This is a genomic window from Morganella morganii, from assembly GCF_019242955.1.
Taxonomy (GTDB): domain Bacteria; phylum Pseudomonadota; class Gammaproteobacteria; order Enterobacterales; family Enterobacteriaceae; genus Morganella; species Morganella sibonii.
On the sequence record NZ_CP066129.1, the window covers coordinates 2,556,755 to 2,581,300 of the forward strand.

At 51.4% G+C, this 24,546-nt stretch carries 26 protein-coding genes; 5 read left to right on the top strand and 21 right to left on the bottom strand.

The annotated features are described in order from the left end of the window. Positions 1-12 precede the first annotated feature (12 nt). The 10 genes from purF to JC793_RS11910 all read right to left on the bottom strand — a co-directional run bounded on the left by purF (position 13) and on the right by JC793_RS11910 (position 9,920). Positions 13-1,530: an amidophosphoribosyltransferase gene (purF, locus tag JC793_RS11865; RefSeq protein ID WP_046893326.1), complete on the bottom strand. Its 1,518-nt coding sequence runs from the start codon at positions 1,528-1,530 to the stop codon at positions 13-15. Positions 1,531-1,545: 15 nt separating this feature from the next. Beyond that, positions 1,546-2,052, bottom strand: a complete 507-nt coding sequence (cvpA, locus tag JC793_RS11870; protein WP_004235126.1) for a colicin V production protein — start codon at positions 2,050-2,052, stop codon at positions 1,546-1,548. A 179-nt stretch (positions 2,053-2,231) separates the two neighbouring features. Further along, positions 2,232-2,906 carry a cell division protein DedD gene (dedD, locus tag JC793_RS11875; RefSeq protein ID WP_166708112.1) on the bottom strand — a complete coding sequence of 225 codons (675 nt, stop codon included), beginning with the start codon at positions 2,904-2,906 and terminating at the stop codon, positions 2,232-2,234. Continuing rightward, positions 2,896-4,194: a bifunctional tetrahydrofolate synthase/dihydrofolate synthase gene (gene folC, locus JC793_RS11880; RefSeq protein ID WP_218426269.1), complete on the bottom strand. Its 1,299-nt coding sequence runs from the start codon at positions 4,192-4,194 to the stop codon at positions 2,896-2,898. The genes dedD and folC overlap by 11 nt, the downstream gene beginning before the upstream one ends. Then, the gene (accD, locus tag JC793_RS11885) at positions 4,187-5,137 is read right to left on the bottom strand and encodes an acetyl-CoA carboxylase, carboxyltransferase subunit beta (RefSeq protein WP_218426270.1); all 951 of its coding nucleotides are present in this window, start codon (positions 5,135-5,137) and stop codon (positions 4,187-4,189) included. Before accD ends, folC begins: the two co-directional genes overlap by 8 nt. Before the next feature lie 101 nt (positions 5,138-5,238). Then, the gene (locus JC793_RS11890) at positions 5,239-5,910 is read right to left on the bottom strand and encodes a DedA family protein (protein ID WP_166708114.1); all 672 of its coding nucleotides are present in this window, start codon (positions 5,908-5,910) and stop codon (positions 5,239-5,241) included. Between the two features lie 45 nt (positions 5,911-5,955). After that, a complete protein-coding gene (gene truA / locus JC793_RS11895) occupies positions 5,956-6,777 on the bottom strand; it encodes a tRNA pseudouridine(38-40) synthase TruA (protein WP_052927026.1) in 822 nt (273 codons plus the stop codon). Next, complete coding sequence (locus JC793_RS11900; RefSeq protein ID WP_182106706.1) at positions 6,777-7,787, bottom strand: aspartate-semialdehyde dehydrogenase; 1,011 nt, start codon at positions 7,785-7,787, stop codon at positions 6,777-6,779. Before JC793_RS11900 ends, truA begins: the two co-directional genes overlap by 1 nt. An 80-nt stretch (positions 7,788-7,867) precedes the next feature. Next, complete coding sequence (pdxB, locus tag JC793_RS11905; protein ID WP_218426271.1) at positions 7,868-8,998, bottom strand: 4-phosphoerythronate dehydrogenase PdxB; 1,131 nt, start codon at positions 8,996-8,998, stop codon at positions 7,868-7,870. A 145-nt stretch (positions 8,999-9,143) separates the two neighbouring features. Then, on the bottom strand, positions 9,144-9,920 hold the full coding sequence (locus JC793_RS11910) for an AraC family transcriptional regulator (protein ID WP_054426298.1): 777 nt from the start codon (positions 9,918-9,920) through the stop codon (positions 9,144-9,146). A gap of 101 nt (positions 9,921-10,021) precedes the next feature. Here JC793_RS11910 and JC793_RS11915 point away from each other — a divergent pair, with 101 nt between their 5' ends. Together JC793_RS11915 and JC793_RS19900 are read left to right on the top strand one after the other, a co-directional pair. Continuing rightward, positions 10,022-10,951 (top strand): DMT family transporter, encoded by a 930-nt coding sequence (locus JC793_RS11915; RefSeq protein WP_218426272.1) that lies wholly within the window; start codon positions 10,022-10,024, stop codon positions 10,949-10,951. 298 nt (positions 10,952-11,249) lie between these two features. Further along, a complete protein-coding gene (locus tag JC793_RS19900; protein WP_489886181.1) occupies positions 11,250-11,558 on the top strand; it encodes a colicin E1 family microcin immunity protein in 309 nt (102 codons plus the stop codon). 20 nt (positions 11,559-11,578) lie between these two features. Here JC793_RS19900 and JC793_RS11920 read toward each other — a convergent pair whose 3' ends face one another. The 3 genes from JC793_RS11920 to fabB form a co-directional block, all read right to left on the bottom strand. Beyond that, positions 11,579-12,814: a colicin-like pore-forming protein gene (locus tag JC793_RS11920; RefSeq protein WP_218426273.1), complete on the bottom strand. Its 1,236-nt coding sequence runs from the start codon at positions 12,812-12,814 to the stop codon at positions 11,579-11,581. A gap of 201 nt (positions 12,815-13,015) precedes the next feature. Next, entirely contained in the window at positions 13,016-13,285 is a 270-nt protein-coding gene (locus JC793_RS11925) for a YjbD family protein (protein ID WP_045138115.1), read from the bottom strand. A 118-nt stretch (positions 13,286-13,403) separates the two neighbouring features. Beyond that, entirely contained in the window at positions 13,404-14,618 is a 1,215-nt protein-coding gene (fabB, locus tag JC793_RS11930; RefSeq protein ID WP_107678898.1) for a beta-ketoacyl-ACP synthase I, read from the bottom strand. Positions 14,619-14,813: 195 nt separating this feature from the next. Between fabB and mnmC the strand changes: the two genes are divergently transcribed. Together mnmC and glsA are read left to right on the top strand one after the other, a co-directional pair. Continuing rightward, positions 14,814-16,841 carry a bifunctional tRNA (5-methylaminomethyl-2-thiouridine)(34)-methyltransferase MnmC2/FAD-dependent 5-carboxymethylaminomethyl-2-thiouridine(34) oxidoreductase MnmC1 gene (gene mnmC / locus JC793_RS11935; RefSeq protein ID WP_218426274.1) on the top strand — a complete coding sequence of 676 codons (2,028 nt, stop codon included), beginning with the start codon at positions 14,814-14,816 and terminating at the stop codon, positions 16,839-16,841. A gap of 244 nt (positions 16,842-17,085) precedes the next feature. Beyond that, positions 17,086-18,123: a glutaminase A gene (gene glsA / locus JC793_RS11940; RefSeq protein WP_218426275.1), complete on the top strand. Its 1,038-nt coding sequence runs from the start codon at positions 17,086-17,088 to the stop codon at positions 18,121-18,123. 96 nt (positions 18,124-18,219) lie between these two features. On the opposite strand, the gene JC793_RS11945 is transcribed toward glsA, so the two are convergent. From JC793_RS11945 to prmB, 7 genes are all read right to left on the bottom strand, one after another. After that, positions 18,220-18,483 (bottom strand): hypothetical protein, encoded by a 264-nt coding sequence (locus tag JC793_RS11945; protein WP_046893998.1) that lies wholly within the window; start codon positions 18,481-18,483, stop codon positions 18,220-18,222. Positions 18,484-18,874: 391 nt separating this feature from the next. Then, positions 18,875-19,402: a GNAT family N-acetyltransferase gene (locus JC793_RS11950; protein WP_218426276.1), complete on the bottom strand. Its 528-nt coding sequence runs from the start codon at positions 19,400-19,402 to the stop codon at positions 18,875-18,877. Further along, positions 19,399-19,680: a YfcL family protein gene (locus JC793_RS11955; RefSeq protein ID WP_046893996.1), complete on the bottom strand. Its 282-nt coding sequence runs from the start codon at positions 19,678-19,680 to the stop codon at positions 19,399-19,401. Before JC793_RS11955 ends, JC793_RS11950 begins: the two co-directional genes overlap by 4 nt. A 36-nt stretch (positions 19,681-19,716) precedes the next feature. Next, positions 19,717-20,268 carry an elongation factor P hydroxylase gene (locus JC793_RS11960; RefSeq protein WP_046893995.1) on the bottom strand — a complete coding sequence of 184 codons (552 nt, stop codon included), beginning with the start codon at positions 20,266-20,268 and terminating at the stop codon, positions 19,717-19,719. 25 nt (positions 20,269-20,293) lie between these two features. Continuing rightward, positions 20,294-21,094 carry a sulfite exporter TauE/SafE family protein gene (locus tag JC793_RS11965; protein WP_046893994.1) on the bottom strand — a complete coding sequence of 267 codons (801 nt, stop codon included), beginning with the start codon at positions 21,092-21,094 and terminating at the stop codon, positions 20,294-20,296. 52 nt (positions 21,095-21,146) lie between these two features. Beyond that, entirely contained in the window at positions 21,147-22,235 is a 1,089-nt protein-coding gene (gene aroC, locus JC793_RS11970; RefSeq protein WP_052927016.1) for a chorismate synthase, read from the bottom strand. A gap of 79 nt (positions 22,236-22,314) precedes the next feature. Further along, positions 22,315-23,244, bottom strand: coding sequence for a 50S ribosomal protein L3 N(5)-glutamine methyltransferase (gene prmB / locus JC793_RS11975; RefSeq protein WP_046893992.1), 930 nt, complete (start codon positions 23,242-23,244; stop codon positions 22,315-22,317). A 194-nt stretch (positions 23,245-23,438) separates the two neighbouring features. On the opposite strand from prmB, the gene smrB reads away from it, so the two are divergent. Beyond that, complete coding sequence (smrB, locus tag JC793_RS11980; protein ID WP_218426277.1) at positions 23,439-23,984, top strand: endonuclease SmrB; 546 nt, start codon at positions 23,439-23,441, stop codon at positions 23,982-23,984. Here the strand turns inward: smrB and sixA are convergent, their stop codons facing one another. Beyond that, on the bottom strand, positions 23,985-24,455 hold the full coding sequence (gene sixA, locus JC793_RS11985; RefSeq protein WP_112550617.1) for a phosphohistidine phosphatase SixA: 471 nt from the start codon (positions 24,453-24,455) through the stop codon (positions 23,985-23,987). It lies immediately after the preceding gene. Positions 24,456-24,546 lie beyond the last annotated feature (91 nt).

The window sequence follows — 24,546 nt, forward strand, 5'->3', positions numbered from 1 at the left end:
ACAAAAAAGAGATTAACCCTCATTATATATCTCAAGGTTCTCAATTTCGTTATGATCCCGCAACTTTAATTCATCATCTCTGCGCAGGTTTTCCACATAATCGAGATAATCCTGGTCGATATCTTTGGTGACATAGATACCATCAAATACAGATGCCTCAAGACCACGGATATCCGGGTTCTCTTCACGCACAGCATCAATAAGGTCACTCAGATCCTGGAAAATCAGCGCGTCCGCGCCAATCAGACGGCAGATTTCATCGGATTCACGGCCGTGCGCGATTAACTCGTTGGCATTCGGCATGTCGATACCGTAGACATTCGGGAAACGCACTTCCGGTGCCGCAGAGGCAAAATAGACCTTCTTCGCGCCGGCTTCGCGTGCCAGTTCCACAATCTGTTCTGAGGTGGTACCGCGCACGATGGAGTCATCCACCAGCAGCACATTTTTTCCTTTGAATTCGGTACGGTTGGCGTTGAGTTTACGGCGGACTGATTTTTTCCGCTCCTGCTGACCCGGCATGATAAAAGTACGTCCCACATAGCGGTTTTTCACAAACCCCTGGCGGTACGGCTTATTCAGCATATGGGCGATTTCCAGCGCGCTGTCCATTGAGGTTTCCGGAATCGGGATCACCACATCGATATCCAGATCTTCCCACTCACGGGCAATTTTGGCCCCCAGCTTCTGCCCCATACGCAGGCGGGCATTGTAGACAGAAACTTTATCGATAACGGAATCCGGACGGGCGAAATAGACAAATTCAAACAGGCACGGCGTCAGTGACGGATTTGCCGCGCACTGACGGGTATAGAGCTGCCCGGTTTCGGTGATGTAAACCGCTTCACCCGGTGCCACATCGCGCAGATATTCAAAACCGAGGGTGTCCAGTGCGACACTTTCAGAGGCCACCATATACTCTTCGCGGCCGTCATTCAGGGCACGTTTGCCGAGCACCAGCGGACGGATACCGTTCGGGTCACGGAACGCCAGCAGGCCGTGCCCGATAATCAGTGCCACACAGGCATACGCGCCGCGGATTTTACTGTGCATCGCACTGACGGCGGCAAAAATATTATCCGGCTCCAGCGGGTGAGCATCGAAGCGATCCAGCTCATACGCCAGCACGTTGAGCAGGATTTCAGAATCAGAGGTGGTATTGACATGGCGGCGGGCCGTTTCAAACAGCTGCTGCTTCAGCGTGTGTGCATTGGTCAGATTACCGTTATGCGCCAGGGTGATACCGAAAGGTGAATTAACATAAAAAGGCTGTGCTTCCGATGCACTGGAGCTGCCTGCGGTCGGGTAACGGACATGGCCAATCCCGAGTGTACCCTGCAAACGCAGCATATGGCGGGTTTCGAAAACATCTTTCACCAGTCCGTTGGCTTTACGGAGCCGGAAACCATTGTTACTGTCAATGGTTGCGATACCGGCTGCATCCTGGCCCCGGTGCTGTAACACCGTGAGCGCGTCATAAATTGATTGATTGACTTGCGTAAAACCAACGATACCAACAATACCACACATGTAGTTTTTTCCTCATCAGCCGGGCGGAGAAGGAAAATTCTCCGGCAGGAAACTTGACGCATTCTGGAGGTAGTCAAAGAACCACCTGATAACATGACTGAATTGGGGAATGAGTTGTGACTGCTGCCAGTCGCTGCTCTGACTCATCTGCGTGAAGCTGTCGAGGAAGAACAAAATCGCCGCCACGATCAGCACCCCGCGCAGAGCACCAAAACAAACCCCGAGAACACGATCTGTGCCTGATAAGCCTGTCCGCTGAACCAGTGAACCGATAACATGGTTAATCACCGAGCCGACAATCAGTGTCGCAACAAATAAAATCGCGATAGCGATTCCGTTGCGGACCAGCGGGTCATCAAAGCGCGTAAAATAGTCCGCCAGCAGCGGGAAAAACTCACTGGCCACATAAAACGCACAGACCCAGGTCACTAACGATAAGGCTTCACGAACGAAACCACGAACCAGGCTGACTAATGCCGAGAAAGCAATAATTGCAATAATTGCGTAATCAATCCAAACCATATCACTATCCAAATTGATGCCCCGGCATCAGTGACGGGCGCATTCTAACAGAAAACGAAAACGTTTGCGTAACGGATTTTTGCTCTGTCCGAAAATAAATTGCGGCGAAATAAAAAATTATAATCGCCGCAAAGAGTTAACTATTTTTATTAACGGATACTGCTAATACCTTAAATTCGCTACGGTTTATAAGCCTGTACCCTGCCATCCAGCCCGGTCAGCTGCCTCAGTTCCCCCAGCGAGGACTTCAGCTCTGCCTGTGAGGCTGACGGCCCGACCATAATCAGCGTCAGTTTGCCGCGCGGCACCGTGTAAACCTGATAACCGGACAACCGCAGCGTGGCCACAATCTCCTCAACCTTGCGGGCATTAGATAATGCCCCCAGCTGCACAACATAAGCCTGTCCCTGAGGGGCTTTTTCCGGTTTTGGTTCCGGCTTCGGCCCGGGTTTTGGTTCCGGTTTCGGCTCAGGTTTTGGTTCTGGCTTAGGTTCCGGTTTCGGCGGCTGTTTATCCGGGATCACTACCGGCGGCAGCGGATCGGCTCCCGGCGGTACGTTGGAGGTTGTACTGCCGCCCGGCAATTCTTCTGCCGGGACTTGTGTCCCGGTTTGTGCCGCTTCGGTAATCATGGCACTGGATGCCCCTTCTGAGGGCATGGTCGGCATAGTCTGATTGATCGGATTTACCGCATCAATCTCATCCTGCTCACCCTCTTTCGGGATAAGCGGGATGGCTGCGAACTGGTCTTCGTTATATTTCTTATCGCCGTCCAGCAGCACCGGCAGGACAATCACACCCACCGCCACCAGGATAATAGTTCCGACTAAGCGATTCTGAAATTTACTGGCCACCCGCACCTTCCTTCGCTAAAACGTCCATGACATGCGCCACGGTGTGGAATGATCCGCACACCACCACAATATCGTCCGGGGAAGCATCACGGCGCGCCTGTTCCCATGCGCTTTCCACATCCGCAAACTGCTGCGGGTCGGTCAGGTGCTCTGCCAGCTGTTCTGCCGGCGCACCGCGCAGTTCTGTCAGCGGCGCGACATACCAGTCCGTCACCTGTTCACTCAGCACCGCCAGGGTGCCTTTGATATCTTTATCGCCCAGCATACCGATCACCGCACGGACGCGGCTCTGCGCAGTGCGCGGCAACTGTGCCAGTTTTGACACCAGATAACCGGCGGCATGCGGGTTATGCGCCACATCCAGCACCGTCAGCGGTTTTTGTGAGACAATCTGGAAGCGGCCCGGCAGTTGTGCCTGACGCAGCCCGGTATCAATCGCCTCACGGGTGATGGCGCGGCCGGTTTTGTCTTTCACCTGACGCAGATTGTGGATCACCGCAAGTGCTGTCGCGGCGTTCGCCAGCGGCACATTCGGCAGCGGCAGATTTTCGAGGGTTTCATCCTCACACTGCCACGTCCAGTGGTCACCCTGCTCCGTATAAGACCAGTCATCAGCACGGCAGAACAGTGAGGTTTCCAGCTTGTTTGCCACGTCAGCAATGGTATAAGGCGCATCCGGTTCACCGATCACCGCCACGCAGTGTGGACGGAAAATCCCGGCTTTTTCGCGGGCGATATGCTCGCGGTCAGCGCCGAGCCAGTCGGTGTGATCCAGTGCGATACTGGTGATCGCCGTAATATGAGAATCGACAATATTGGTGGCATCCAGACGCCCGCCGAGGCCGACTTCCAGAATCACCACATCAAGATTGGCTTCGCGGAACAACTGCAATGCCGCCAGTGTACCCGCTTCAAAATAGGTGAGCGTGATGTCACCGCGCTGCGTGTCAATATCCGCAAAGACACGGCAGAAATCAGCTTCCGGCGGGTTTTGTCCCTGAATCCGCACCCGTTCGGTGTAATTCACCAGATGCGGGGAACTGTACACACCCACCCGTAACCCTGCTGCCAGCAGGATGGATTCGAGTGTGTGGCAGGTGGTGCCTTTGCCGTTAGTCCCTGAAACCGTAATGACTTTCGGGGCGGGATAGCGCAGATTCATGATATCTGCCACCGCACCGACACGTTCCAGTCCCATATCAATAACCTGCGTATGCAGATCACCCAGATAAGAAAGCCACGTCATCATTGATGACGCGGCTGTTGGTCTTTCTCGCTTATCAGACATCGTGTTTTTTGACATCAGTCTCTGTTTCGGAAGATAAGTCGGCATCAGGTTCATCCGCAGTCAGGATTTCAATGATTTCATCTTCCTGCGGGAACTGATAGTTAGTCAGTTTTGACAGAATTTCCGCGACGGTATCACGCATTTCCGGACGGCGGACAATCATATCAATCGCCCCTTTTTCTATCAGGAACTCACTGCGCTGGAATCCCGGCGGTAATTTTTCACGGACAGTCTGTTCGATAACGCGCGGACCGGCAAAACCGATCAGGGCTTTCGGCTCGGCGATATTAATATCACCCAGCATTGCCAGACTTGCGGAAACGCCGCCCATGGTCGGGTCAGTCAGCACAGAGATATACGGCAGACCGCGCTCCTGCATTTTGGCCAGTGCCGCACTGGTTTTGGCCATCTGCATCAGCGACATCAGCGCTTCCTGCATACGTGCGCCGCCGCTTGCGGAAAAGCAGACCAGCGGGCAGTTATCTTCCAGCGCCTGTTCCGCCGCGCGGACAAACCGAGCACCGACAACCGAGGACATTGAACCGCCGATAAAGGCAAATTCAAACGCTGCCGCAACAACCGGCATGGTTTTCAGAGTGCCTTTCATCGCAATCAGGGCTTCTTTTTCCCCGGTTGTTTTCTGTGCGGAGACCAGACGGTCTTTGTATTTTTTGGAATCACGGAATTTCAGGACGTCTTTCGGTTCCAGATCAGTACCCAGTTCCGTGGTGCTGCCTTCATCCAGAAACGCCATCAGGCGCGCACGTGCAGGGATCCGCATGTGATGGTCACACTTAGGACACACCTCAAGATTACGTTCCACCTCCTGGCGGTACAGTACCTGACCACAACTGTCACACTTCGTCCAGACACCTTCAGGAATGCTCGCCTTGCGTGTCTGGTTCATTGGGGTCTTATTCAGAATTTTTTCAATCCAGCTCATTAATGACCTTTCCGTCTGAAATCTGGCTCAGCCAGTGTAATTATTATCTGCCATTAAACCACATTGCTTATGCACTGTGGATAAAAAACTGCTCAAACCACTCAGGCGTCATCACGTTTCTGTGCTTTTTTCGCCGCACGGCGGTGACGCCATACCTCGATAATACCGGGCAATATGGAGATGAAAATAATCGCCACGATAAGTAATTTCAAGTTTTCCTGCACAATCTTCGTTTCCCCGAAGATATACCCTGCATAGGCAAATAATACCACCCATACAATCGCACCGATAACGTTAAACATCGCAAAGTGGCGGTAAGACATCTTACTCATACCGGCAACAAACGGGGCAAATGTCCGCACGATCGGAACAAATCGCGCCAGAATAATTGCTTTACCGCCATGGGTTTCAAAGAACGCATGGGTCTTTCGCAGGTGACTCTGACGGAAGATTTTCGAGTCCGGGTTGCGGAAAAGCCGCTCCCCGAAAAAGTGTCCGATCGTATAGTTAACTGCGTCACCAATAATCGCCGCCGTAATCATCAGCAGCACCATGATATGAATATTCAGGTCGTTAGACGGCAGTGCTGCCAGTGTCCCTGCCACAAACAGCAGAGAATCACCCGGCAGGAACGGCGTGACCACAAGCCCGGTCTCACAAAACAGGATCAGGAATAAAATCGCATAAACCCAGATTCCGTAATCTGCCACCATGTCCTTCATATGCACATCAATGTGCAGAATAAAATCGATAAGATATTGAATATATTCCATATTTCACCCCGCCGGACGCAGCCTTCTGCTTATCCGGCCAATAAATTAATCTGCCAGGAAAAGCGGCCCCATCGCCGGTGACGGCAGGGCAAATTCTTCCGGATAATCCACCGAAACCAGATACAACCCTTCTGCCGGTGCTGTTGCCGGCGCCTGAGTGCGATCTTTCAGTGCCAGCAGTTCCGCCATCCGGCTGACCGGCAGATTACCGCAGCCGACCTCCAGCAGAGCACCGGTAATATTGCGCACCATATGATGCACAAACGCGTTCGCTTTGATATCCACAATCACATACTGTCCCTGACGGGTGACATTCACATGCATCACATTACGCCACGGACTTCTGGACTGGCACTGCGACGCGCGGAAAGAAGAAAAGTCATTCTCCCCGAGCAGGCTCTGTGCCGCTTCATGCATCCGCTTTTCATCCAGCGGATAGTGAAAGTGGGTTACGCCTTTACTTAAAATAGCCGGACGAAAACGGTGATTAAAAATCACATACCGGTAACGCCGCGCCGTGGCACTGAACCGGGCATGAAAACTTTCCGGCACCGTTTTGACCCAGCGCACCGCGATATCAGACGGCAGATGAGTATTCACCCCCATCGTCCAGGCCGCATCTTTGCGGACAGCTGCGGTGTGGAAATGCACCACCTGGCCGGTAGCATGAACTCCGGCATCTGTCCGGCCCGCACAGAAAACCGATACCGGCTCTGCGGCCACTTTTGACAGCGCTTTTTCCAGACAGCCCTGCACACTCGCAACTTCTGACTGACGCTGCCAGCCGTAATAGCGGCTGCCGTCATATTCAATGCCCAGCGCGACCGTGGTTTTACCCTCATCCGCCGGTAAAATCACCTCTGACATCAGTAAAACTGCTCCTGCGTCAGACGCTCGGCAATTTCGACCGCCATCAGTGCGCCGCCGAACTGCACGTTATCGGCCACCGACCAGAAATGCAGGATTTCCGGGATGCCGTAATCATTTCGCAGACAACCAATATTCAGCAGATGGTTACCGGACGCATCCGTGACCTGAGTCGGGAATTCCTGCTCTTCAGAAAGCTGAATATCCTCTGCACGCTCCAGTTCATCGCGTGCTTCCTCACTGCCGAGCGGGCGCAGTGTTTCCAGCTGCACAATCTGCGCGTTACCGTAGAACACCGGGGACTGCACACAGCTCACGCTGATCGGCAGACCGGCATCCTGTAACACTTTGCGGGTTTCTTCCGCGATACGGCGCTCTTCTGACACACTGCCCTGCTCATCGGTCAGCAGCGGCAGCAGGTTAAACGCCAGCTGTTTACTGAAACGACCGGCTTCCGGCGGGATGCCGTTGAGGAGTTTGGCACACTCACCGGCCAGTTCTTCCACCGCACTTTTCCCGAAACGGGATACGGAAAACAGGTTGGTCAGATTGATGCGGGATAACCCTGCGCTTTCCACCAGCGGACGGATAGCGGTCAGTAACTGGCTGACGGTGCTGTCTGCCAGCGCAATCAGGTTACGGTTGCGGTATTCGCTCAGTGCCTGCGGGTTCACCGACGGCACCACCAGCGGCACATCCGGCTCCAGCGCAAACAGACCGCTGCTGTCAATCACAATGCATCCGCTGTCCGTGGCGGCTTCATAATAAGCCTCCGTGGCTTCTGCGCCGGCCATGAAAAAGGCCAGCTGAACCTGCGACCAGTCAAAATCACGGGCGTCAGTGACCAGATAGCTTTTGCCGTTCATGCGCACCGATTCTCCCGCGCTGCGCTCTCCGGCCAGTAAATGTAACTCTCCCACCGGAAATTCACGCTCTTCCAGTAATGACACCACCGCGCGGCCGACTGCACCGGTCGCACCCAATACGGCAATATTCCAGCCTTCTGACATAGTTATCTCCGGAACAAAAACTGCACCGCATCAGTGCGGCACAGTCAGAAAAAATGATGAAAAATAATGAATAAATAATGTTATGCGCGGTACTCTGCCGTGAAACCCAGATCAGACAACAGTGCCGCACTCTGCGCATCATCACAAATAACAGTCAGTGATGACCACTCACGGCGATCAGGATAAAACTTACGCAGTTTATCAAACTCACCCGGCACCCCGGCGACTGCACGTAACGCCGCATCATCACGACGGACATCATAAACCAGATGCATTAAACGTTTGAGAATACTTTGCGTTACTTTACCTGACAGCGTAATACAGCCGAATTCCGGTGCCGGTAACAGTTCCGCCAGTGCAACCTGCTGCGGCTGCCCGGTGAAATCCGCGAACGCCTCAAATACCTGCGTGGTACCGCGCGCCTTGCCTTCAAGAGTATAACCGGCAATATGCGGCGTACCGATATCTGCCAGCGAGAGCAGTTCCTGCGACAGATCAGGCTCCGGCTCCCACACATCCAGCACCACACTCAGCGGCTTGCCGCCTGCCAGGACCGACAACAGCGCCTGATTATCCACCACCGCACCACGGCTGGCGTTAATCAGAATACCGTTGTCTTTCATCGCATTAAGACGGATTTCATCCATCAGATGCAGCGTGGTGTACGGCCCGGATTTATTCAGCGGGGTATGGAATGTCAGGATATCAGCCTGTGCCACCAGCGTATCGATATCATAAAATTCACCGGCATCACCGTTATCCGCACGCGGCGGGTCACAGATAAGAATATTGACACCCAGCGCTTCCAGACGTTTTGCCAGACGGCCGCCGACATTCCCGGCACCGATAATCCCGACAGTTTTATCCGTCAGCTGAAAGCTGTCGCGCTCCGCCAGCAGCATCAGGGCGGAAAACACATATTCCACCACCGCAATCGCGTTACAGCCCGGCGCGGAAGAAAAACCGATCCCCTGCTCTGCCAGCCAGGCTTTATCCACATGGTCAAAACCGGCGGTTGCGGTACCGGTGAATTTCACCGGGGTATTTTCCAGCAGTTGCGCATTCACTTTCGTGACAGAACGCACCATCAGCGCGTCAGCATCATCCAGCACCCCGTCCGGTAACGGACGTCCCGGCACCGCCACCACATCCCCGAGACGGGAAAACAGGGTTTCGGCGTAAGGCATATTCTCATCTACAACGATTTTCACGGGCTTCACCTTCATATCTGCCGGCGGCCGGCGGAGACCTGTCGGTACGGCGGCACAACCGGAATTGAAACGGATGGCCGCTATTTTGCCACTTCTGCGGGATAAAACCTACGCCCGGAACACCGATTGTTGCTAAAGAAAGCAATTAAGGCTGATGACGGAAACGTTCCGGTGTCACCCCCGCCAGTTGAGAGAACATCGCAATAAAGGCAGAGGATGAGCTGTAACCCACATCCAGCGCGACATTCTGCACGCTGCGGCCTTCCTGTAATAACGCCACCGCCCGCAGAAAACGCAGGCGCTGACGCCATTCGCTGAATGACATTCCCAGTTTCTGCTGACAGCGCCGTGACAGTGTCCGCTCCGAGGTAAAACGCCGCACCGCCCACTCCGCCAGCGAGGTATTATCAGACGGGTCGCTCTCAAGTGCACTGAGCACCGGCGCCAGCAGTTTATCATCCGTGACCGGCAGATAAGTCGGCTGGCAGCGCGACAACATAAGCTGATCAGTCAGCACCAATGACAGCCGCCTGTCTGCCTCTGTTTCCGGCTCACGGACTTCACGGCTGAACAAATCCTGCATCACGGCGCTGAAGATCGGTGTCAGTTCTATCACACATGCCATCTGCGGTAACTGCGGTGCCCACTGCGGTGAAATATCAATAATTTTGAAAGAGGCGCAGGCTTTGTTATAACTGGCATGTTCCGTTCCCGGCGGGATCCAGATACAAAACCCGGCCGGGGCCAGATAGCGCTGCCCCTCAACGGTCATTTCCATCACACCGCTGGCGACATACAACAGCTGGCCAAAGGGATGATGATGAAGGGCAAACTCCGTTTCCGAATAAAACTGTTCGTGACGGCAGATTAATGTCACCGGATCTTTCACGCCCAGTGATGAAATATCTGACTTACGGGCCATCTTGTCAGATCCTCTCTATAAATTGGCGGGATATCGTTATATAGAATAATTAAGACAGACTACACTACATCACCTGCCTGATAATGAAAATGAGTTTAAGAATGAAAAACCTGCTTTTACCCCTCGGGGCTGTATTAATCTGGTCTGTGAACGCCGTGGTGAATAAACTGGCCGCCGGTGCCATCGCCCCCGGCGCGATTTCCTTTTACCGCTGGGCACTGGCACTCGCCGTGATGACGCCGTTCCTGATCATACCGGTCTGGCAGCAGCGCGCGGTGATCAAACAACATGCGTGGAAGCTGTTTGTCCTCGGTTTTCTCGGCATGGGGCTGTATCAGAGCCTGGCGTATTACGCGGCGTATACCGTCAGTGCAACCTTTATGGGAATTATCACCTCGCTGATCCCGCTGCTGACCGTGGTGTTAAGTATTCCGGTACTGCGGATCGCGCCGACCATCGGTATTGTGCTGGGGACAATCCTCTCCCTGAGCGGCCTGACCTGGCTTATCAGTAAAGGACATCCGGCAGATTTACTGCATCAGGGACTGGGACAGGGTGAAATGCTGATGTTTATCGCCGGTCTGGCTTATGCTTTCTACGGCGTACTGACCAAACGCTGGGCGATCCCGCTTTCAAGTATTCACTCCCTGTATATGCAGATTGTCTTTGGCGTGCTGCTGCTGATCCCGGTTTTCCTCAGCGCCGGTGATGTGGCACTGAACAGCGATAATATCGGGCTGGTGCTGTATGCGGGGATTGCGGCTTCTATCTTTGCACCGCTGCTGTGGATACTGGGCGTAACCCGCCTGGGTGCCAACGCCGCGTCTGTCTTTATGAACCTGGCGCCGGTACTGACCGCCATTATCGCCGCTGTCTTCCTGAAAGAAGAGCTGCACAGCTACCATATTATCGGCGGCGGCGTGGTACTGATCGGGGTCATTATGGCGCAGCGTCTGCGCACACCGCTGACACAAATTATCCGCCGCAAAAGCAGGAAACCGCAGCCGCAGAAGTGTGAGGCCGGGGAATAGATAAAAACAAAATCAGGGCCCGGTATTCAGGGATAATCAACAAAAATGAAAAGCATTAACTCATTGATGAATCATATAACTTTCTTTTGTTGTTATCCCTGTTTTAATAACTTTATCAATGCCTTATTTGTATTACGCTATTTTCGGGCATCTTTGTAGTTTTTCACCTCTGTCACAAAGTGATAAAACAGTATCGGTATTGATTCTTATTATCATATATGACTATGTTAAAGTCCTGCCAATGGCACACTAAACGACGGAATACCATACAGTGACTAAAAAATATTATATTCAAAATATGTGCTGGGGATGGTTTTATACTTCTGTTTTTTTTTACTATTGCTGGAATGATAATTTTAAATACAGACTAATCTTTTTGCTCTTATCCATATTTGGATTTATTTTTTATCCTGTTGCAAAATGGATAACTGAATACTTTTTCCTTAAATTCACGACACCACAATTCTGGAAAAGTGGTTTTTTCATTGATACACCGGGAAAAACTGGTTTATTAGCCATTTATGGTTGTTCTGTATTTTTACTATCATTGCCTATAATAATAATTTTTATTATTACTATTCTTATAAAAAGGCTACCACAGAAATAGGCAGCCTCTGTTTTTATAAATTAAATCCCCCAAAACAGATTAGCCTTTTCAGCCAGTTCATCATCAATCAATACTCCGGTGCCGGCCATTATCAAGCCATAGCCTATAAGGCCGACGGGATTGCCCAGCAATACGCTGAAGATAAATGCAACTACGACTGTCGCAGCATTCCCGGCTACGATAACTTCAGTTTTAACAAAAAATGGCCGCCAATTATCTGTTTTTACAGATTTAATCAATTCACCGACCCAATCAAATGCATTGATCGCATGACTCAGAACCCCCATACCCTTGCTGAATTTCGTAAAACTTTTTGCGATTTCTGCTGAATTGATTGACTCTAACGCCGCGACAATAGCCCTGCGATCTTCAGAATTAATTTTCTGATTAAAATTATTTCTATATTTTTCATAAGCTTTCAATGCATCATCAATATTACGAATTTTTTTCCCTTTTGCCTGCTCAGCCAGAGCGCCAGCTAATTGTTCCGCCTTATCGCCGTATACACTGGATACTTCTTTATAAAAATCTGCTGTAAATTTTACGGCTGTTTTAACCTGACTAAATTCATCTTCTTCTTTTATTACGTCATTTTCTGCTGCTTTTATCCTCTTATCCTGTAAAACAATTTCTTTTGTTATACTTTTTCCTTTTTCCCATTCCGTTTTTATCTCACCATGGGTTTTATCCTGCATACGCCTGTTAAGCTCACTGTTATAAAACCAAGCCTCATCACTTAATCTTTTTCTTTCTGCATCAGATTTTCTTTTTCTTGCTTCATTCAGTAAATTAATTATCTTCTCTTTTTGTAACTGGAATTTTTTCATAATGAGTTTTAGTGTGGCATTTTCTAAAACATCACTTGCGTTCTTTATTTTTTCATTTATCTCAGTTATCTTTCTTATTATTTCACTGATATCTTTATTTATATTTTCTTCAAGTTTTGTTAAGTATTCTAATTTCCTTGCCGACCCTTCACGGCGTTCCTTTCTGATTTCTTCATCCACCGGATGCATCCAGCCATCATCGGCATCATCCCATACAGGATTCGGGGATGTGTTCATATCCGCAATATTCTGATCCCAGATATGCGTTATCCTGCCGCTGTCTGCCGGGATATCCCCGGTCCATCCGGTAACAATCATAGTCTCACCATTGTCTGATGCTTTTTGCCAGCCCTCTCCTTTCCAGTGATACCCCATGGAGGTCATCACATCACGCTCAAACGGTGTGGTGTCTTCGTATCGATTCGTCATAACATATTCCTTTTATAAAGATGCGCAGTGAATACAAATCGGCTCCCGGCCGTGTTTTTCACTGTAATTCAGGAATATGTTGTTTATTAAAACTAAAATTAATCAGGTCTGTATCTTATAAAATAAGGCAACAAGGCGGGATATAAAAACCGCCGGGTGGCGGTTATTGTAATTAAAACAGATAAAAATTATCAGAAAGGCTCAGCGCAATCCCCGCGTATGCGTTTTCGCTGACCAGCTATATGTTTCTGTTCCGCTGCCGGGTTTGATTTTATCCTTTTTTTTCTGCGCTCTGACTTTTGCGGCAGCGGCATCAACTTCTTTGGAAATCTCAGTGATAATCTGATCTTTGACTTTATTCTGCTCCGCATTGGTCAGCGGACGCCCCAGTTTCTTTTGTTCCTGAGCCAGCCGGGTACGGACACGGATTTTTTGCGGCTCAGTCATCTCTGCGATAGTCAGTTTTTTCATTTATTACCCCTGTGACAGTAAAAGGATAAACAACACTGTTACACCCTGACAGACTTTACCGCAAAAGAAAATGCCCCGGTGATTAAACCGGGGCATTTATTTGATAATCAGAATAAAATCAGTTCTGATATTTGCGCATTACCAGTGTGGCGTTAGTACCGCCGAAACCGAAGCTGTTGGACATCACTGTGGTCAGTTCACGTTCGGTCGGTTCGGTGATAATCGCCATGCCTTCCGCTTTCTCGTCGAGCTCTTCCACGTTGATGCTCGGCGCGATAAAGCCGTGCTCCAGCATCAGCAGGCTGTAGATAGCCTCGTGAACACCTGCCGCACCCAGTGAGTGACCGGTCATCGCTTTGGTTGCTGACAGTGCCGGCGTGTGATCACCGAATACTTCGCGGATCGCTTCCAGCTCTTTGGTGTCACCAACCGGTGTGGATGTACCGTGGGTGTTGATGTAATCAACCGGTGTATCCAGGCCGTGCATTGCCATCTGCATGCAGCGGGCCGCACCTTCACCGGACGGGGCAACCATGTCCGCGCCGTCAGAGGTCGCGCCGTAGCCGACCACTTCCGCGTAGATATGTGCGCCGCGTGCCAGCGCGTGCTCCAGCTCTTCCACCACGACCATACCGCCGCCGCCTGCGATCACGAAGCCGTCACGGCCCTGATCATAAGTACGGGATGCTTTGTCCGGTGTTTCGTTATATTTAGTGGACAGTGCGCCCATCGCGTCAAATTCGCAGCTCATTTCCCAGCACAGTTCTTCACCGCCGCCGGCAAACACCACATCCTGTTTACCCAGCTGGATCAGTTCCACCGCGTGGCCGATACAGTGTGCGGACGTGGAGCAGGCAGAACTGATAGAGTAGTTCACACCTTTGATTTTAAATGGTGTTGCCAGGTTTGCAGACACACCGGATGCCATTGCACGCGGTACCAGATAAGGACCGACACCACGCAGACCTTTGGCACGCATGCCGTCAGCCGCGATAGCCTGGGTGCGCGGGGAGCCGCCGCCGGAACCGGCAACCACACCGGTACGGTAGTGAGATACCTGCTCTTCTGTCAAACCGGAGTCTGCAATAGCCTGCTCCATGGAAAGATACGCATAGATAGATGCATCACTCATGAAACGGACAGTTTTACGATCAATAAGACCCGCAGTATCCAGTTTGACATTACCCCAAACCTGGCTGCGCATCCCGATCTCTTTAAATTCTTCTGAGAATGTGATCCCGGAACGACCTTCTCTCAAAGAAGCCAGTACTTCCTCCCGGTTATTACCGATACTTGAGATAATCCCCAGACCAGTGATTACTGCACGCTTCATTCAATACCTCTGTCATTTTAAGTAGTACGGGATTTTAGCGTTACTTTAGCTTACACATGTAAGCTGAACAAGTCCGATCAGACGTTTTTTCGCATCTTTACATACCGATATTGTCCTGTGTCACATCCGGCATGGCAGTACAACGCAAAGCGGAGTAAAATCAGGAAAAACCGAACAGAATCCTCAGGCCGTAACGTGAAAAAAACCGCAATTGAAACTGCACATTTAACCTGGAATGAACAGGGTACACCTGTTTCGCAACATTTTGATGACGTCTATTTTTCGAACGACGACGGACTGGCGGAAACCCGCTATGTGTTTCTTAACGGAAACGGTTTTCCGGGCAGGTTTGCACAGATGACCACCCCGGTCTGCACCGTGGCCGAAACCGGGTTCGGTACCGGACTGAATTTTCTCACGCTGTGGCAGAGCTTCCTGGCATTCCGCACTGCCCATCCCGGGCATCCGCTGAGACGCCTGCACTTTATCAGCTTTGAAAAATTTCCTCTGACGGTGGCCGATTTACAGGCCGCCCACCGGCACTGGCCGGAGTTCGCTGATTTCTCCTTACAACTGTGCGCTCAGTGGCCGCAGCCATTGCCGGGTTGCCACCGTATTCAGCTGTCCGGCGGAGAAATTACGCTCGATTTATGGCTGGGGGATGTCAACGAGCTGCTTCCTTCTCTTACTCACGCGCTGGATAACAAAATTGACGCCTGGTTTCTCGACGGTTTTGCTCCGTCCAAAAACCCGGATATGTGGCAGCAGTCTCTGTTTGATCTGATGATCCGTTTTTCCCGTCCCGGCGGCACCTTTGCCACCTTTACCGCTGCCGGATTCGTGCGCCGTGGTTTGCAGCAGGCCGGGTTCAGCGTTGAGCGCCGCAAAGGGTTTGCACATAAACGTGAATGTCTTGCCGGGGTGAATCCCCGTGAAGCAGTATCATCTGCAACGCCGTGGTTTGATCGCCACCCGGCCGCCGCGCGGCAGAAGATAGCCGTCATCGGCGGCGGGATCGCCGGGGTTCTCACGTCCCTCGCCCTGCTCCGCCGTGGTGCGGAGGTTTCCTTATATTGTGCGGATAACGCACTGGCACTTAATGCCTCCGGTAACCGCCAGGGCGCACTTTATCCGCTGCTGACCGGCCGGGATGATCCGCCTGAACGTTTTTTTACCGCCGCTTTCCCGTTTGCCCGCCGTACATATGATGCGCTGTCAGCTCAGGGTGTGAAATATGACCATGACTGGTGCGGTGTGATTCAGCTGATGTATCACGAAAAAAGCAGTAAAAAAATCAATAATATTTCATCTGTCACATGGCCGGATGAGATGGTGCAGCGCTTGTCACGGGAACAGCTTTCTGCACTTGCCGGAACGGATGTCAATTTTGACGGCCTGCATTATCCGCAGGGCGGCTGGCTCTGCCCGCAGGAACTGGTGCGCAATACCGCAGCGCTGGCACAAAAAGAGGGGCTTCACCTGAATTTCGGCTGTGAAGTAAAAGAATTAATCCCCGCCGGACAGGGCTGGCAGCTTCGCTTTGCCGGTGACAGCACGACAGAGGCCGATGTGGTGGTACTGGCCAACGGCCATTGTATCAGTCAGTTCCCGCAGACCGCCCCGCTGCCGGTCACACCGGTACGTGGTCAGGTCAGCCATGTCCCGTCTGTTCCCGCCATTGCCGGGCTGAAAAAAGTGCTGTGTTATGAGGGGTATCTGACCCCGGTGAATCCGGCTGACGGCCTGCACTGCATCGGTGCCAGCCACCAGCGTAATGATACCGGAACGGAATATCGCGAAGAGGAACAAACGGCGAATAAACAGCGGCTGCTTACGTCACTGCCGGATGTCAGCTGGCCGCAGACGGTGGATATCAGCGCCGGAGCATCCCGTCAGGGGATCCGCTGCTCACTGCGCGATCACCTGCCGCTGGCCGGAAATGTTCCCGATTTTGAAAAAATAGCAGTATGTTATGCACATCTGGATGAACAAAAATCCGCACCTGACTCCGTATGCAGTGTGCCGCATCAGCCACAGCTGTTTCTGCTGGCGGCACTCGGTTCACGGGGATTATGCACCGCCCCGCTGGCCGCAGAGGTACTCGCGGCACAGATTTTTGATGAAGCGCTTCCCCTGGATGATGAAACACTGGCCGCCATTCATCCCGCCCGTTTCCATGTCCGAAAATTGCTGAAAGGCCGCCCGCTGCCGCAAAAGTCATAATCCGCACCTGACCGGCCACAGAGCCGGTCCCCGTCACATTATTGATAATTTTTCCGGCGATAACGCAAAATATCATCGCCGGACTTTATTGATCACTGCCACAAACCCGGGTCATTTTGTGTGCTTTCTCACGAAAACCGGTGCAGTTCACCTGTCAGCGGCAATTTCTCTTGCCCAATGATCAATTTACAGAAAAGTCAGTGCACCTATACGCTTCATCCGGAAATACTAACCGGAGAAGATTATGAAGAATAAAATAGTTATTGCCTTAACCTTTTCGCTGTTTTGTGTCACCTCTGCTTACGCAAAGAACAATAATATTCCCGATAATGCTATTCACAGCAATGTTATTCAAAGCAATGCTATTCAGTACGATACGATCGTTGAGCAGGCGTATCAGAAATTCAAAACCGAAAAAGCCGGTGATGTGGCGGATTACATCCCGGCACTCGCCAAATACAGCCCCGATAATTACGCCGTTGTTATTGCCACGGTAGACGGAAAAATCTACAGCGCCGGGGATAAAGACGCGCTGTTTCCTCTTGAGTCGCTGTCAAAAGTCTTTACCCTCGCGCTGGTGATGAATCAGCAGGGGTCAGAAGTGGTTCTCGAAAAACTGGGTGCTAACGCCACAGGACTGCCGTTTAACTCCGGTCTGGCGATTGAACTGCGTCCGGATCGCCCGCAGAACCCGCTGGTCAATGCCGGGGCTATCAGTGCCGTCAGTCTGATCAAGGCCAAAAATCCGGATGACCGCTGGCAGCAGATTATGGAAAACATGGAAGCGTTCGCCGATACCAAACTGACGGTGAATGATGAAGTGTACCGCTCTGAATCAGAAACCAATCAGCACAACCAGGCACTAGCGCGGCTGATGCAGTCCTACGGCATGTTATACGGCAATCCAGATGAGGCGGTTGATCTCTATACCCGCCAGTGTTCAGTGGATGCCACTACCGTTGATCTCGCCAAAATGGGTGCGGTGCTGGCCAATCAGGGCAAATCCCCGTACAACGGCAAACAGTTGCTGAGCGCGGAAAACACCGGCAAAGTTCTGGCAGAGATGGCTATTGCCGGGCTGTATGACGGTTCCGGCACCTGGTTATATCAGGTCGGCATCCCGGCGAAAAGTGGTGTCGGCGGCGGAATTCTGGCCGTGGTTCCGGGTAAATACGCCGTCGCGGTCTATTCCCCGCCGCTGGATAAAGCAGGTAACAGTGTCAGGGCACAGGCGGCTATCGGTTATATTGCTCAGGAAACCGGGGCTGATTTGTACAAATAATTTTGCATAAAAAAAGGATCATCAGCATTACTGCTGATGATCCATGATCGTCTCTGCTTTATATTTATCAGTCCGCGTCACGCGATACCGTTTCTGTCAGGCGTTCAGAGCAACTGCATTTTTCGCACATTTATCCTCTGAACGGTACAGCGAATCTAATTCCCGTTTGGCATTAAAAATTATTAATCCGGTAAATAAAATCATACCGATGGAAGGGACTGCTCTTTCAATAACGCTCATTCCGTCAAGTTTAAACCAGAAAGAAAATAACAGTGCCAGCAATACCACCGCAGCAACCGCTATCTTGGTGTAAATAGTCACAGCCTGTTGTGCTGTGTTTTTCGGTTGTAATTCAAACATAATCAATACCTGTGTTTTATGGGGACAGACACATTCTGACACAACAAATGTTAATAGCAAGTTAATAGTTATTGCTATTTACTCAACATCTCTGCGTAGTTGTTGACGTTGACGCAACAAAAAGAAACAACTGCCTCAGAAAAAATCACCATTCAGATATCAGAAACATTATTTAAAATCATTCTGTTAAACAGAAAAATCTATATAAAGATGATGAAATACATACCGGAGACAGACAAAAGCGGCACTATTTTCGCCATTAATGTCACAATCTCAAGATCTTTTATTATTATCTGTTAATAACTTAATAATCAGTTTCTTAATCCGCCATAAATAAAAAAGGCCGCATACCGGAGCGACCTTTTCTTTTTACGTGCGATATTTAACTTTTTTAGAAAAACCGGTAAATCATGGCACAACGATCACAGAACTGCAGTCCGTATTCTGCTTCTTTCAGCATAATCGCTTCCAGTGCCGGAGCACGGGAAACATCGCATACTTCAAAACCAAGATGTTCATAATAAGGACGATTCCATACCACATCACGGAATGTGGTCAGTGTTACTGCCGCACAACCGCGTGCCAGTGCCACACTCTTCACCCGCTCAATCAGCTGTCGTCCCAGCCCCTGACGCTGATGCGCCGCAGAGACAGAAAGCTCATCAATATGCAGTCCGGTACCGAGATTGGAAACAAGCACAAACCCGGCCGGTTGATCCTGATTGTCCGCCGCCACCCACGCATTACCGTTGGCGATAAAATTGCGGAATGCCGTTTCGGAATGGCCTTCGCTGCGGGCTATCCACTCATACCCCGGGGCAGTTGCAAATAACGCGCCGGCAGACGATTCCACATCCGGTAACAATGCGGCGTCCGCCGGACGGGCCTGGCGGATGCGGTATTGCGCTTTATCTGTCATTCCTGCTCCTGCGCGCTTTTCAGCAGGCGTTTCCAGGTTTCCAGCACCAGCACCTGATCCGGCGGTGTCAGCTCTCCGGCGCTGATTGCCTGACGGATACTCTCCTCCACCCGGTTGTGAAGTGCCTCAACGGAGTGATCACCCGACTGTTCCAGTTCTGCCACCGCGAGGGTCAGATGCCCCTGCAGATAGCCACCCGCAAACAGTTCATCGTCTGTGGCATGTTCAACCATGTCATCAATCTGGGCGAGGATACGCGTTTCATAATCCGCAAGCATGTTTGTTCCTTAAAGTTCAGTCACCGGAATCGTTTGTCAGGCAAACGGATCTTCCGGCCATGGAAATTGGTCCGCAGTCAGCGGCGGCGTATTGTAAAACGATTGCAGGGCATTAATAAACCTTGCTGCACGAGGGGGTATTGAGTTCTGCGCCAGATATTCCATCACCTGCCCGTGAACAATACGCCGGAATTTGACGCGATCAGGCTCGAAATCGCCGTCAAGATTGTCACAACTGACGTTAAACGGATAACCGGCAGCCTGACAAAATAACCAGTCCAGTGCCTGCGGTTTTATTTCCACGACCTCAAATTCTGACTGCGTTTGTGCGTCCCGCCCGTCCGGGCAGTACCAGTAACCAAAATCCACCAGCTTTCTGCGCTCTTTCCCGGCTATACACCAGTGCGATATTTCATGGATCGCACTGGCATAAAAGCCGTGAGCAAACACGATACGGTTATAAGGCGCTTCATCATCTGCGGGCAGATAAATCGGCTCATCGTCGCCTTTAATCAGGCGGGTATTGAAATCAGCGAGAAATTCGTTATCAAAAATTTCAATCAGTTGCTGATATTGATGTGTACTCATTGATTATATAAACCACTAATAAAAATTAAGAAAGCTGAGACAGCCACGTACTGATAGTATCACCGTGATTGTCATAAAGCAGTTTGATGCTCATCAGGAAAGAGACAGTTACCAGCATCGGGCGGATCAGTTTTTGTCCGCGGCTCAGCACCATACGGGCACCGAGGCGTGCACCGATAAGTTGTCCGCCCAGCATGGCAAAGCCCATCAGCCAGATAACGTGACCGCTGAAAATAAAGAATGAGAGTGACCCGACGTTGGATGCAAAATTGAGGACTTTGGCGTGTGCCGTGGCTTTCGCCAGGTTAAAACCGGCCAGTGTCACATACGCCAGCGCGTAGAAAGAGCCTGCCCCCGGGCCGAAAACGCCGTCATAAAAACCGATCCCGATACCGGCGGTACAGCCGAAGGCAAACGGCATCAGGCGCTGTTTCTGATCCGCAGCACCAATGGACGGCGTCAGCAGGAAATAGAGACCGATGGCAATAACCAGCAGCGGCAGCAACTGACGGAGAAATTCCGGATTCACAAACTGCACCAGCCCGGAACCGATAACTGCGCCAATCAGCGTCATCACTATCGGAACCCGCTGCCCGGCAAGATCCACCGCTTTGCGCCGGACAAAATAGAAACTGGCAGAAAAAGAGCCGCCGACCGCCTGCAATTTGTTGGTCGCCAGAGCCTGCACCGGCGGTACGCCGACAGCCAGCAATGCCGGGATTGTCAGTAACCCGCCTCCGCCGGCGATTGCATCAATAAATCCGGCAATCAGAGCAACAAAGAACAGCAATACATAGATTTCAACACCGAACTGAAACCATTCCATTTTTTACCTGCCAATAAAATCCCGGGCGCAATACCCGGGACGCCAGTTTAAATCATGACCAGGCCGGTAACGGCGGTGTGACATCCGCACATTGTCCGCGGTGACGCAGAAGGTGATCGAGCAGCACTATCGCTGTCATCGCTTCGGCAATCGGCACAGCACGTATCCCGACACAGGGGTCATGACGCCCTTTGGTGATCATAGCCACCTCTTCGCCCTGCCGGTTCAGCGTATTACCGGGAACGGTAATCGACGATGTCGGTTTCAGGGCAATATGTGCGATGATTGGCTGGCCGCTGCTGATGCCGCCGAGAATGCCGCCCGCGTGATTGCTGGTAAAACCGGTCTGATAGATTTCATCCCGGTTTTCGCTGCCTTTGAGGTTAACCACGCCGAAGCCGTCTCCGATTTCAACACCTTTTACCGCATTGATACTCATCAGCGCATGCGCCAGATCCGCATCAAGACGATCAAAGACCGGTTCACCCAGACCCGCCGGGACGTTTTCCGCCACAACCGTGACTTTCGCACCGATGGAATCCCCTTCTTTTTTCAGGCCGCGCAGTAATTCATCCAGCGCCTCCAGCTGACGTTCATCAGGACAGAAAAACGGATTTTGCTCTGCCAGAGCCCAGTCGCGGATATCACATTTAATATCCCCCATCTGAGTCAGGCAGGCACGGACTGTCACACCGAATTTTTCGTGCAGATACTTTTTAGCGATAGCCCCCGCCGCCACGCGCATTGCCGTTTCACGGGCTGATGAGCGACCGCCGCCGCGGTAATCACGAAAGCCGTACTTCTGCTCATACGTGTAATCCGCATGTCCCGGCCGGAAGAGATCTTTGATGGCACCGTAATCCTGTGAGCGCTGATCGGTATTTTCAATCAGCAGTCCGATACTGGTTCCGGTGGTTTTTCCTTCAAATACCCCTGACAGAATTCTGACCTGATCCGGCTCACGACGCTGTGTGGTATAGCGCGATGTGCCCGGACGGCGGCGATCGAGATCAATCTGCATATCAGCTTCTGTCAGCGCCAGTCCCGGCGGGACGCCGTCAACAATACAACCCAGCGCCGGGCCATGTGATTCACCAAAGGTGGTTACGCGAAAAAGTTCGCCGATACTGTTTCCGGCCATCGTGTTTTCCTGTCTCTGATTGTGTGCAAGTGAATGGTTTTAACCTGTTTTTATGCTTCTATTCCTACATGAGGAACGGTTATTTGAAAAGTTTAAAAGCGTCATGATGTTCTGCTAATTGATCACGAGTTAACATAAAGACACCGTCACCCCCGTTTTCAAACGACAGCCAGATAAACGGCACTTCCGGGAATTCGGCCATCAGATGTACCTGACTGTTACCGACTTCACAAATCAGCACCGCATCTTCTGACATATAATCCGGGGCATTTGCGAGAATACGGCGAACCAGTTTCAGACCATCACTGCCTGCAGCCAGCGCCAGTTCAGGCTCAACGCGGAATTCATCCGGTAAATCACTCATGTCTTCCGCATCGACATACGGCGGATTGGTGACAATCAGGTCATACTTCACTGCCGGCAGATCGTTAAACAAATCTGAACGCATCGGAACGACACGATGAGATAACCCGTGATTTTCAATGTTCATTTCTGTGACTTCCAGCACATCGGCGGAAATGTCTGCCGCATCGACTTCTGCGTCCGGGAACTCATAAGCGCAGGCAATTGCGATACAGCCGCTGCCGGTACACAGATCCAGAATTGCTTCCGGTTCGGAATCCAGTAAACCGGCAAAGTGATTATTAATCAGCTCACCAATCGGTGAACGCGGGATCAGCACGCGCTCATCAACATAAAATTCGTGACCGCAGAACCAGGACCGGTTGGTCAGATACGGCACCGGCACACGCTCGGTGATCCGGCGCAGCACACGTTCAACAATGCGGTGACGCTCTGAGGAAGTCAGTCGTGACTGATACAGCTCAGCGGGTAAATCCAGAGGCAGAAACAGTGTCGGCAGTACCAGCTGGAGGGCTTCATCCCAGGCATTATCTGTGCCGTGGCCATAGTAGATGTTCGCGGCATTAAAACGGCTCATTGCCCAGCGCAGTATATCCTGCAGCGTGTGAAGCTCACTGACGGCTTCATCAACGTAAATTTTATCCAAAGTGCCTCCGGCGGGGTAAAACAAAAGAAAATATCTGATAGCGTAGTTTGCCATGAAGTCGCTGCTAAATCAGCATATCTTGTGAAATGCACGGCAATTTTCCGGCAGTTTTTGTCAGTTGTGACCGGCAGTATAGCGTCAACATCCTTAAAAAAATCGGTTACACTATGGAAAATAATCAGTGATGAGATGTTATGAAAAAGAAGACACCCCTGACTGATGATGACCTGAATCTGTTTAAAGAGGCCATCAGCGGGACGCGTAAAATCAGACAGGATATTGTGGTGCACCCGAAATCACGGGCCGGTGTGACAAAAATTGCGCCGGAACGGCTGTTGCGGGACCAGGTTGATGCCAGTTTTTATTTCTCTGATGAATACCGCCCGAACCTGGATATGGACGGCCCTGCGCGTTATCTGCGGGAAAATGCCAGCCCGTATGAGCTGAAAAAACTGCGGCGCGGAGATTACGTACCGGAACTGTTTTTGGATCTGCACGGACTGACCCAGCTTCAGGCCAAACAGGAAATTGGTGCACTGATAGCCGCGGCCCGCCGTGAAAACACCTATTGTGTCTGTATTATGCACGGGCACGGAAAACATGTCCTGAAACAACAGACACCATTATGGCTGGCACAACACCCGGATGTGATTGCCTTTCACCAGGCACCCAAGGAATGGGGCGGTACTGCGGCATTACTGCTGCTGATTGAAATTGCTGAAACCGCCCGGCGCGAGTAATCAGTCAGTCTGTCCGGGACCGCGGTGCCAGAGCAGTGTGCCGCGTCCGTTATTATCCAGTTCGATACAGGCAACAGAGGATGTTGCAAACATCGGTGCCGTCTCCTGCGGACACAATGCCGCCACCAGATAACCGACCAGCGGCAGATGCGATACCACCAGCACCCCTTTGCGTCCTTCCTCCGCCAGATAGCGGATATAATCCGCCACGCTTTCCGCATTTCCTGAAGGAGTCAGTCCCGGCATTACCTCTTCCTGCGCCGGTAAATTGAGATCATCACGAATTTCGGTCAGTGTCTGCTCTGCCCGCAGATACGGACTGACCAGAACGGTATCTGTCAGGATATCCTGCCCGGCAAGCCATTTTGCCATGTTGCGGGAATCGGTTATCCCTTTCCCGGTAAGGGGTCGTACTGAATCACTGGCGGCCTGCAAAGCAGCATCGCCATGTCGCATAATAAATACTTGCATATGTCACCGTCTGAACAGGACGGATACGGTCATAGCTGAATCCCCGGGCCGTATCACATCAAAGAATGATCTGTTTAAAATTATCGTTATT

Excerpts from the sequence above, each read along its gene's own strand:
- accD (WP_218426270.1), bottom strand. The coding sequence starts at position 5,137 with ATGAGCTGGATTGAAAAAATTCTGAATAAGACCCCAATGAACCAGACA.
- JC793_RS11955 (WP_046893996.1), bottom strand. The coding sequence starts at position 19,680 with ATGCTTGCGGATTATGAAACGCGTATCCTCGCCCAGATTGATGACATG.
- cvpA (WP_004235126.1), bottom strand. The coding sequence starts at position 2,052 with ATGGTTTGGATTGATTACGCAATTATTGCAATTATTGCTTTCTCGGCA.
- JC793_RS11920 (WP_218426273.1), bottom strand. The coding sequence starts at position 12,814 with ATGACGAATCGATACGAAGACACCACACCGTTTGAGCGTGATGTGATG.
- JC793_RS11910 (WP_054426298.1), bottom strand. The coding sequence starts at position 9,920 with ATGGCCCGTAAGTCAGATATTTCATCACTGGGCGTGAAAGATCCGGTG.
- JC793_RS11915 (WP_218426272.1), top strand. The coding sequence starts at position 10,022 with ATGAAAAACCTGCTTTTACCCCTCGGGGCTGTATTAATCTGGTCTGTG.
- JC793_RS11925 (WP_045138115.1), bottom strand. The coding sequence starts at position 13,285 with ATGAAAAAACTGACTATCGCAGAGATGACTGAGCCGCAAAAAATCCGT.
- fabB (WP_107678898.1), bottom strand. The coding sequence starts at position 14,618 with ATGAAGCGTGCAGTAATCACTGGTCTGGGGATTATCTCAAGTATCGGT.
- aroC (WP_052927016.1), bottom strand. The coding sequence starts at position 22,235 with ATGGCCGGAAACAGTATCGGCGAACTTTTTCGCGTAACCACCTTTGGT.
- sixA (WP_112550617.1), bottom strand. The coding sequence starts at position 24,455 with ATGCAAGTATTTATTATGCGACATGGCGATGCTGCTTTGCAGGCCGCC.
- JC793_RS11890 (WP_166708114.1), bottom strand. The coding sequence starts at position 5,910 with ATGGAATATATTCAATATCTTATCGATTTTATTCTGCACATTGATGTG.
- JC793_RS11960 (WP_046893995.1), bottom strand. The coding sequence starts at position 20,268 with ATGAGTACACATCAATATCAGCAACTGATTGAAATTTTTGATAACGAA.
- purF (WP_046893326.1), bottom strand. The coding sequence starts at position 1,530 with ATGTGTGGTATTGTTGGTATCGTTGGTTTTACGCAAGTCAATCAATCA.
- smrB (WP_218426277.1), top strand. The coding sequence starts at position 23,439 with ATGAAAAAGAAGACACCCCTGACTGATGATGACCTGAATCTGTTTAAA.
- glsA (WP_218426275.1), top strand. The coding sequence starts at position 17,086 with ATGAAGAATAAAATAGTTATTGCCTTAACCTTTTCGCTGTTTTGTGTC.
- truA (WP_052927026.1), bottom strand. The coding sequence starts at position 6,777 with ATGTCAGAGGTGATTTTACCGGCGGATGAGGGTAAAACCACGGTCGCG.
- JC793_RS11950 (WP_218426276.1), bottom strand. The coding sequence starts at position 19,402 with ATGACAGATAAAGCGCAATACCGCATCCGCCAGGCCCGTCCGGCGGAC.
- JC793_RS11945 (WP_046893998.1), bottom strand. The coding sequence starts at position 18,483 with ATGTTTGAATTACAACCGAAAAACACAGCACAACAGGCTGTGACTATT.
- JC793_RS19900 (WP_489886181.1), top strand. The coding sequence starts at position 11,250 with ATGTGCTGGGGATGGTTTTATACTTCTGTTTTTTTTTACTATTGCTGG.
- folC (WP_218426269.1), bottom strand. The coding sequence starts at position 4,194 with ATGTCTGATAAGCGAGAAAGACCAACAGCCGCGTCATCAATGATGACG.
- JC793_RS11900 (WP_182106706.1), bottom strand. The coding sequence starts at position 7,787 with ATGTCAGAAGGCTGGAATATTGCCGTATTGGGTGCGACCGGTGCAGTC.
- JC793_RS11965 (WP_046893994.1), bottom strand. The coding sequence starts at position 21,094 with ATGGAATGGTTTCAGTTCGGTGTTGAAATCTATGTATTGCTGTTCTTT.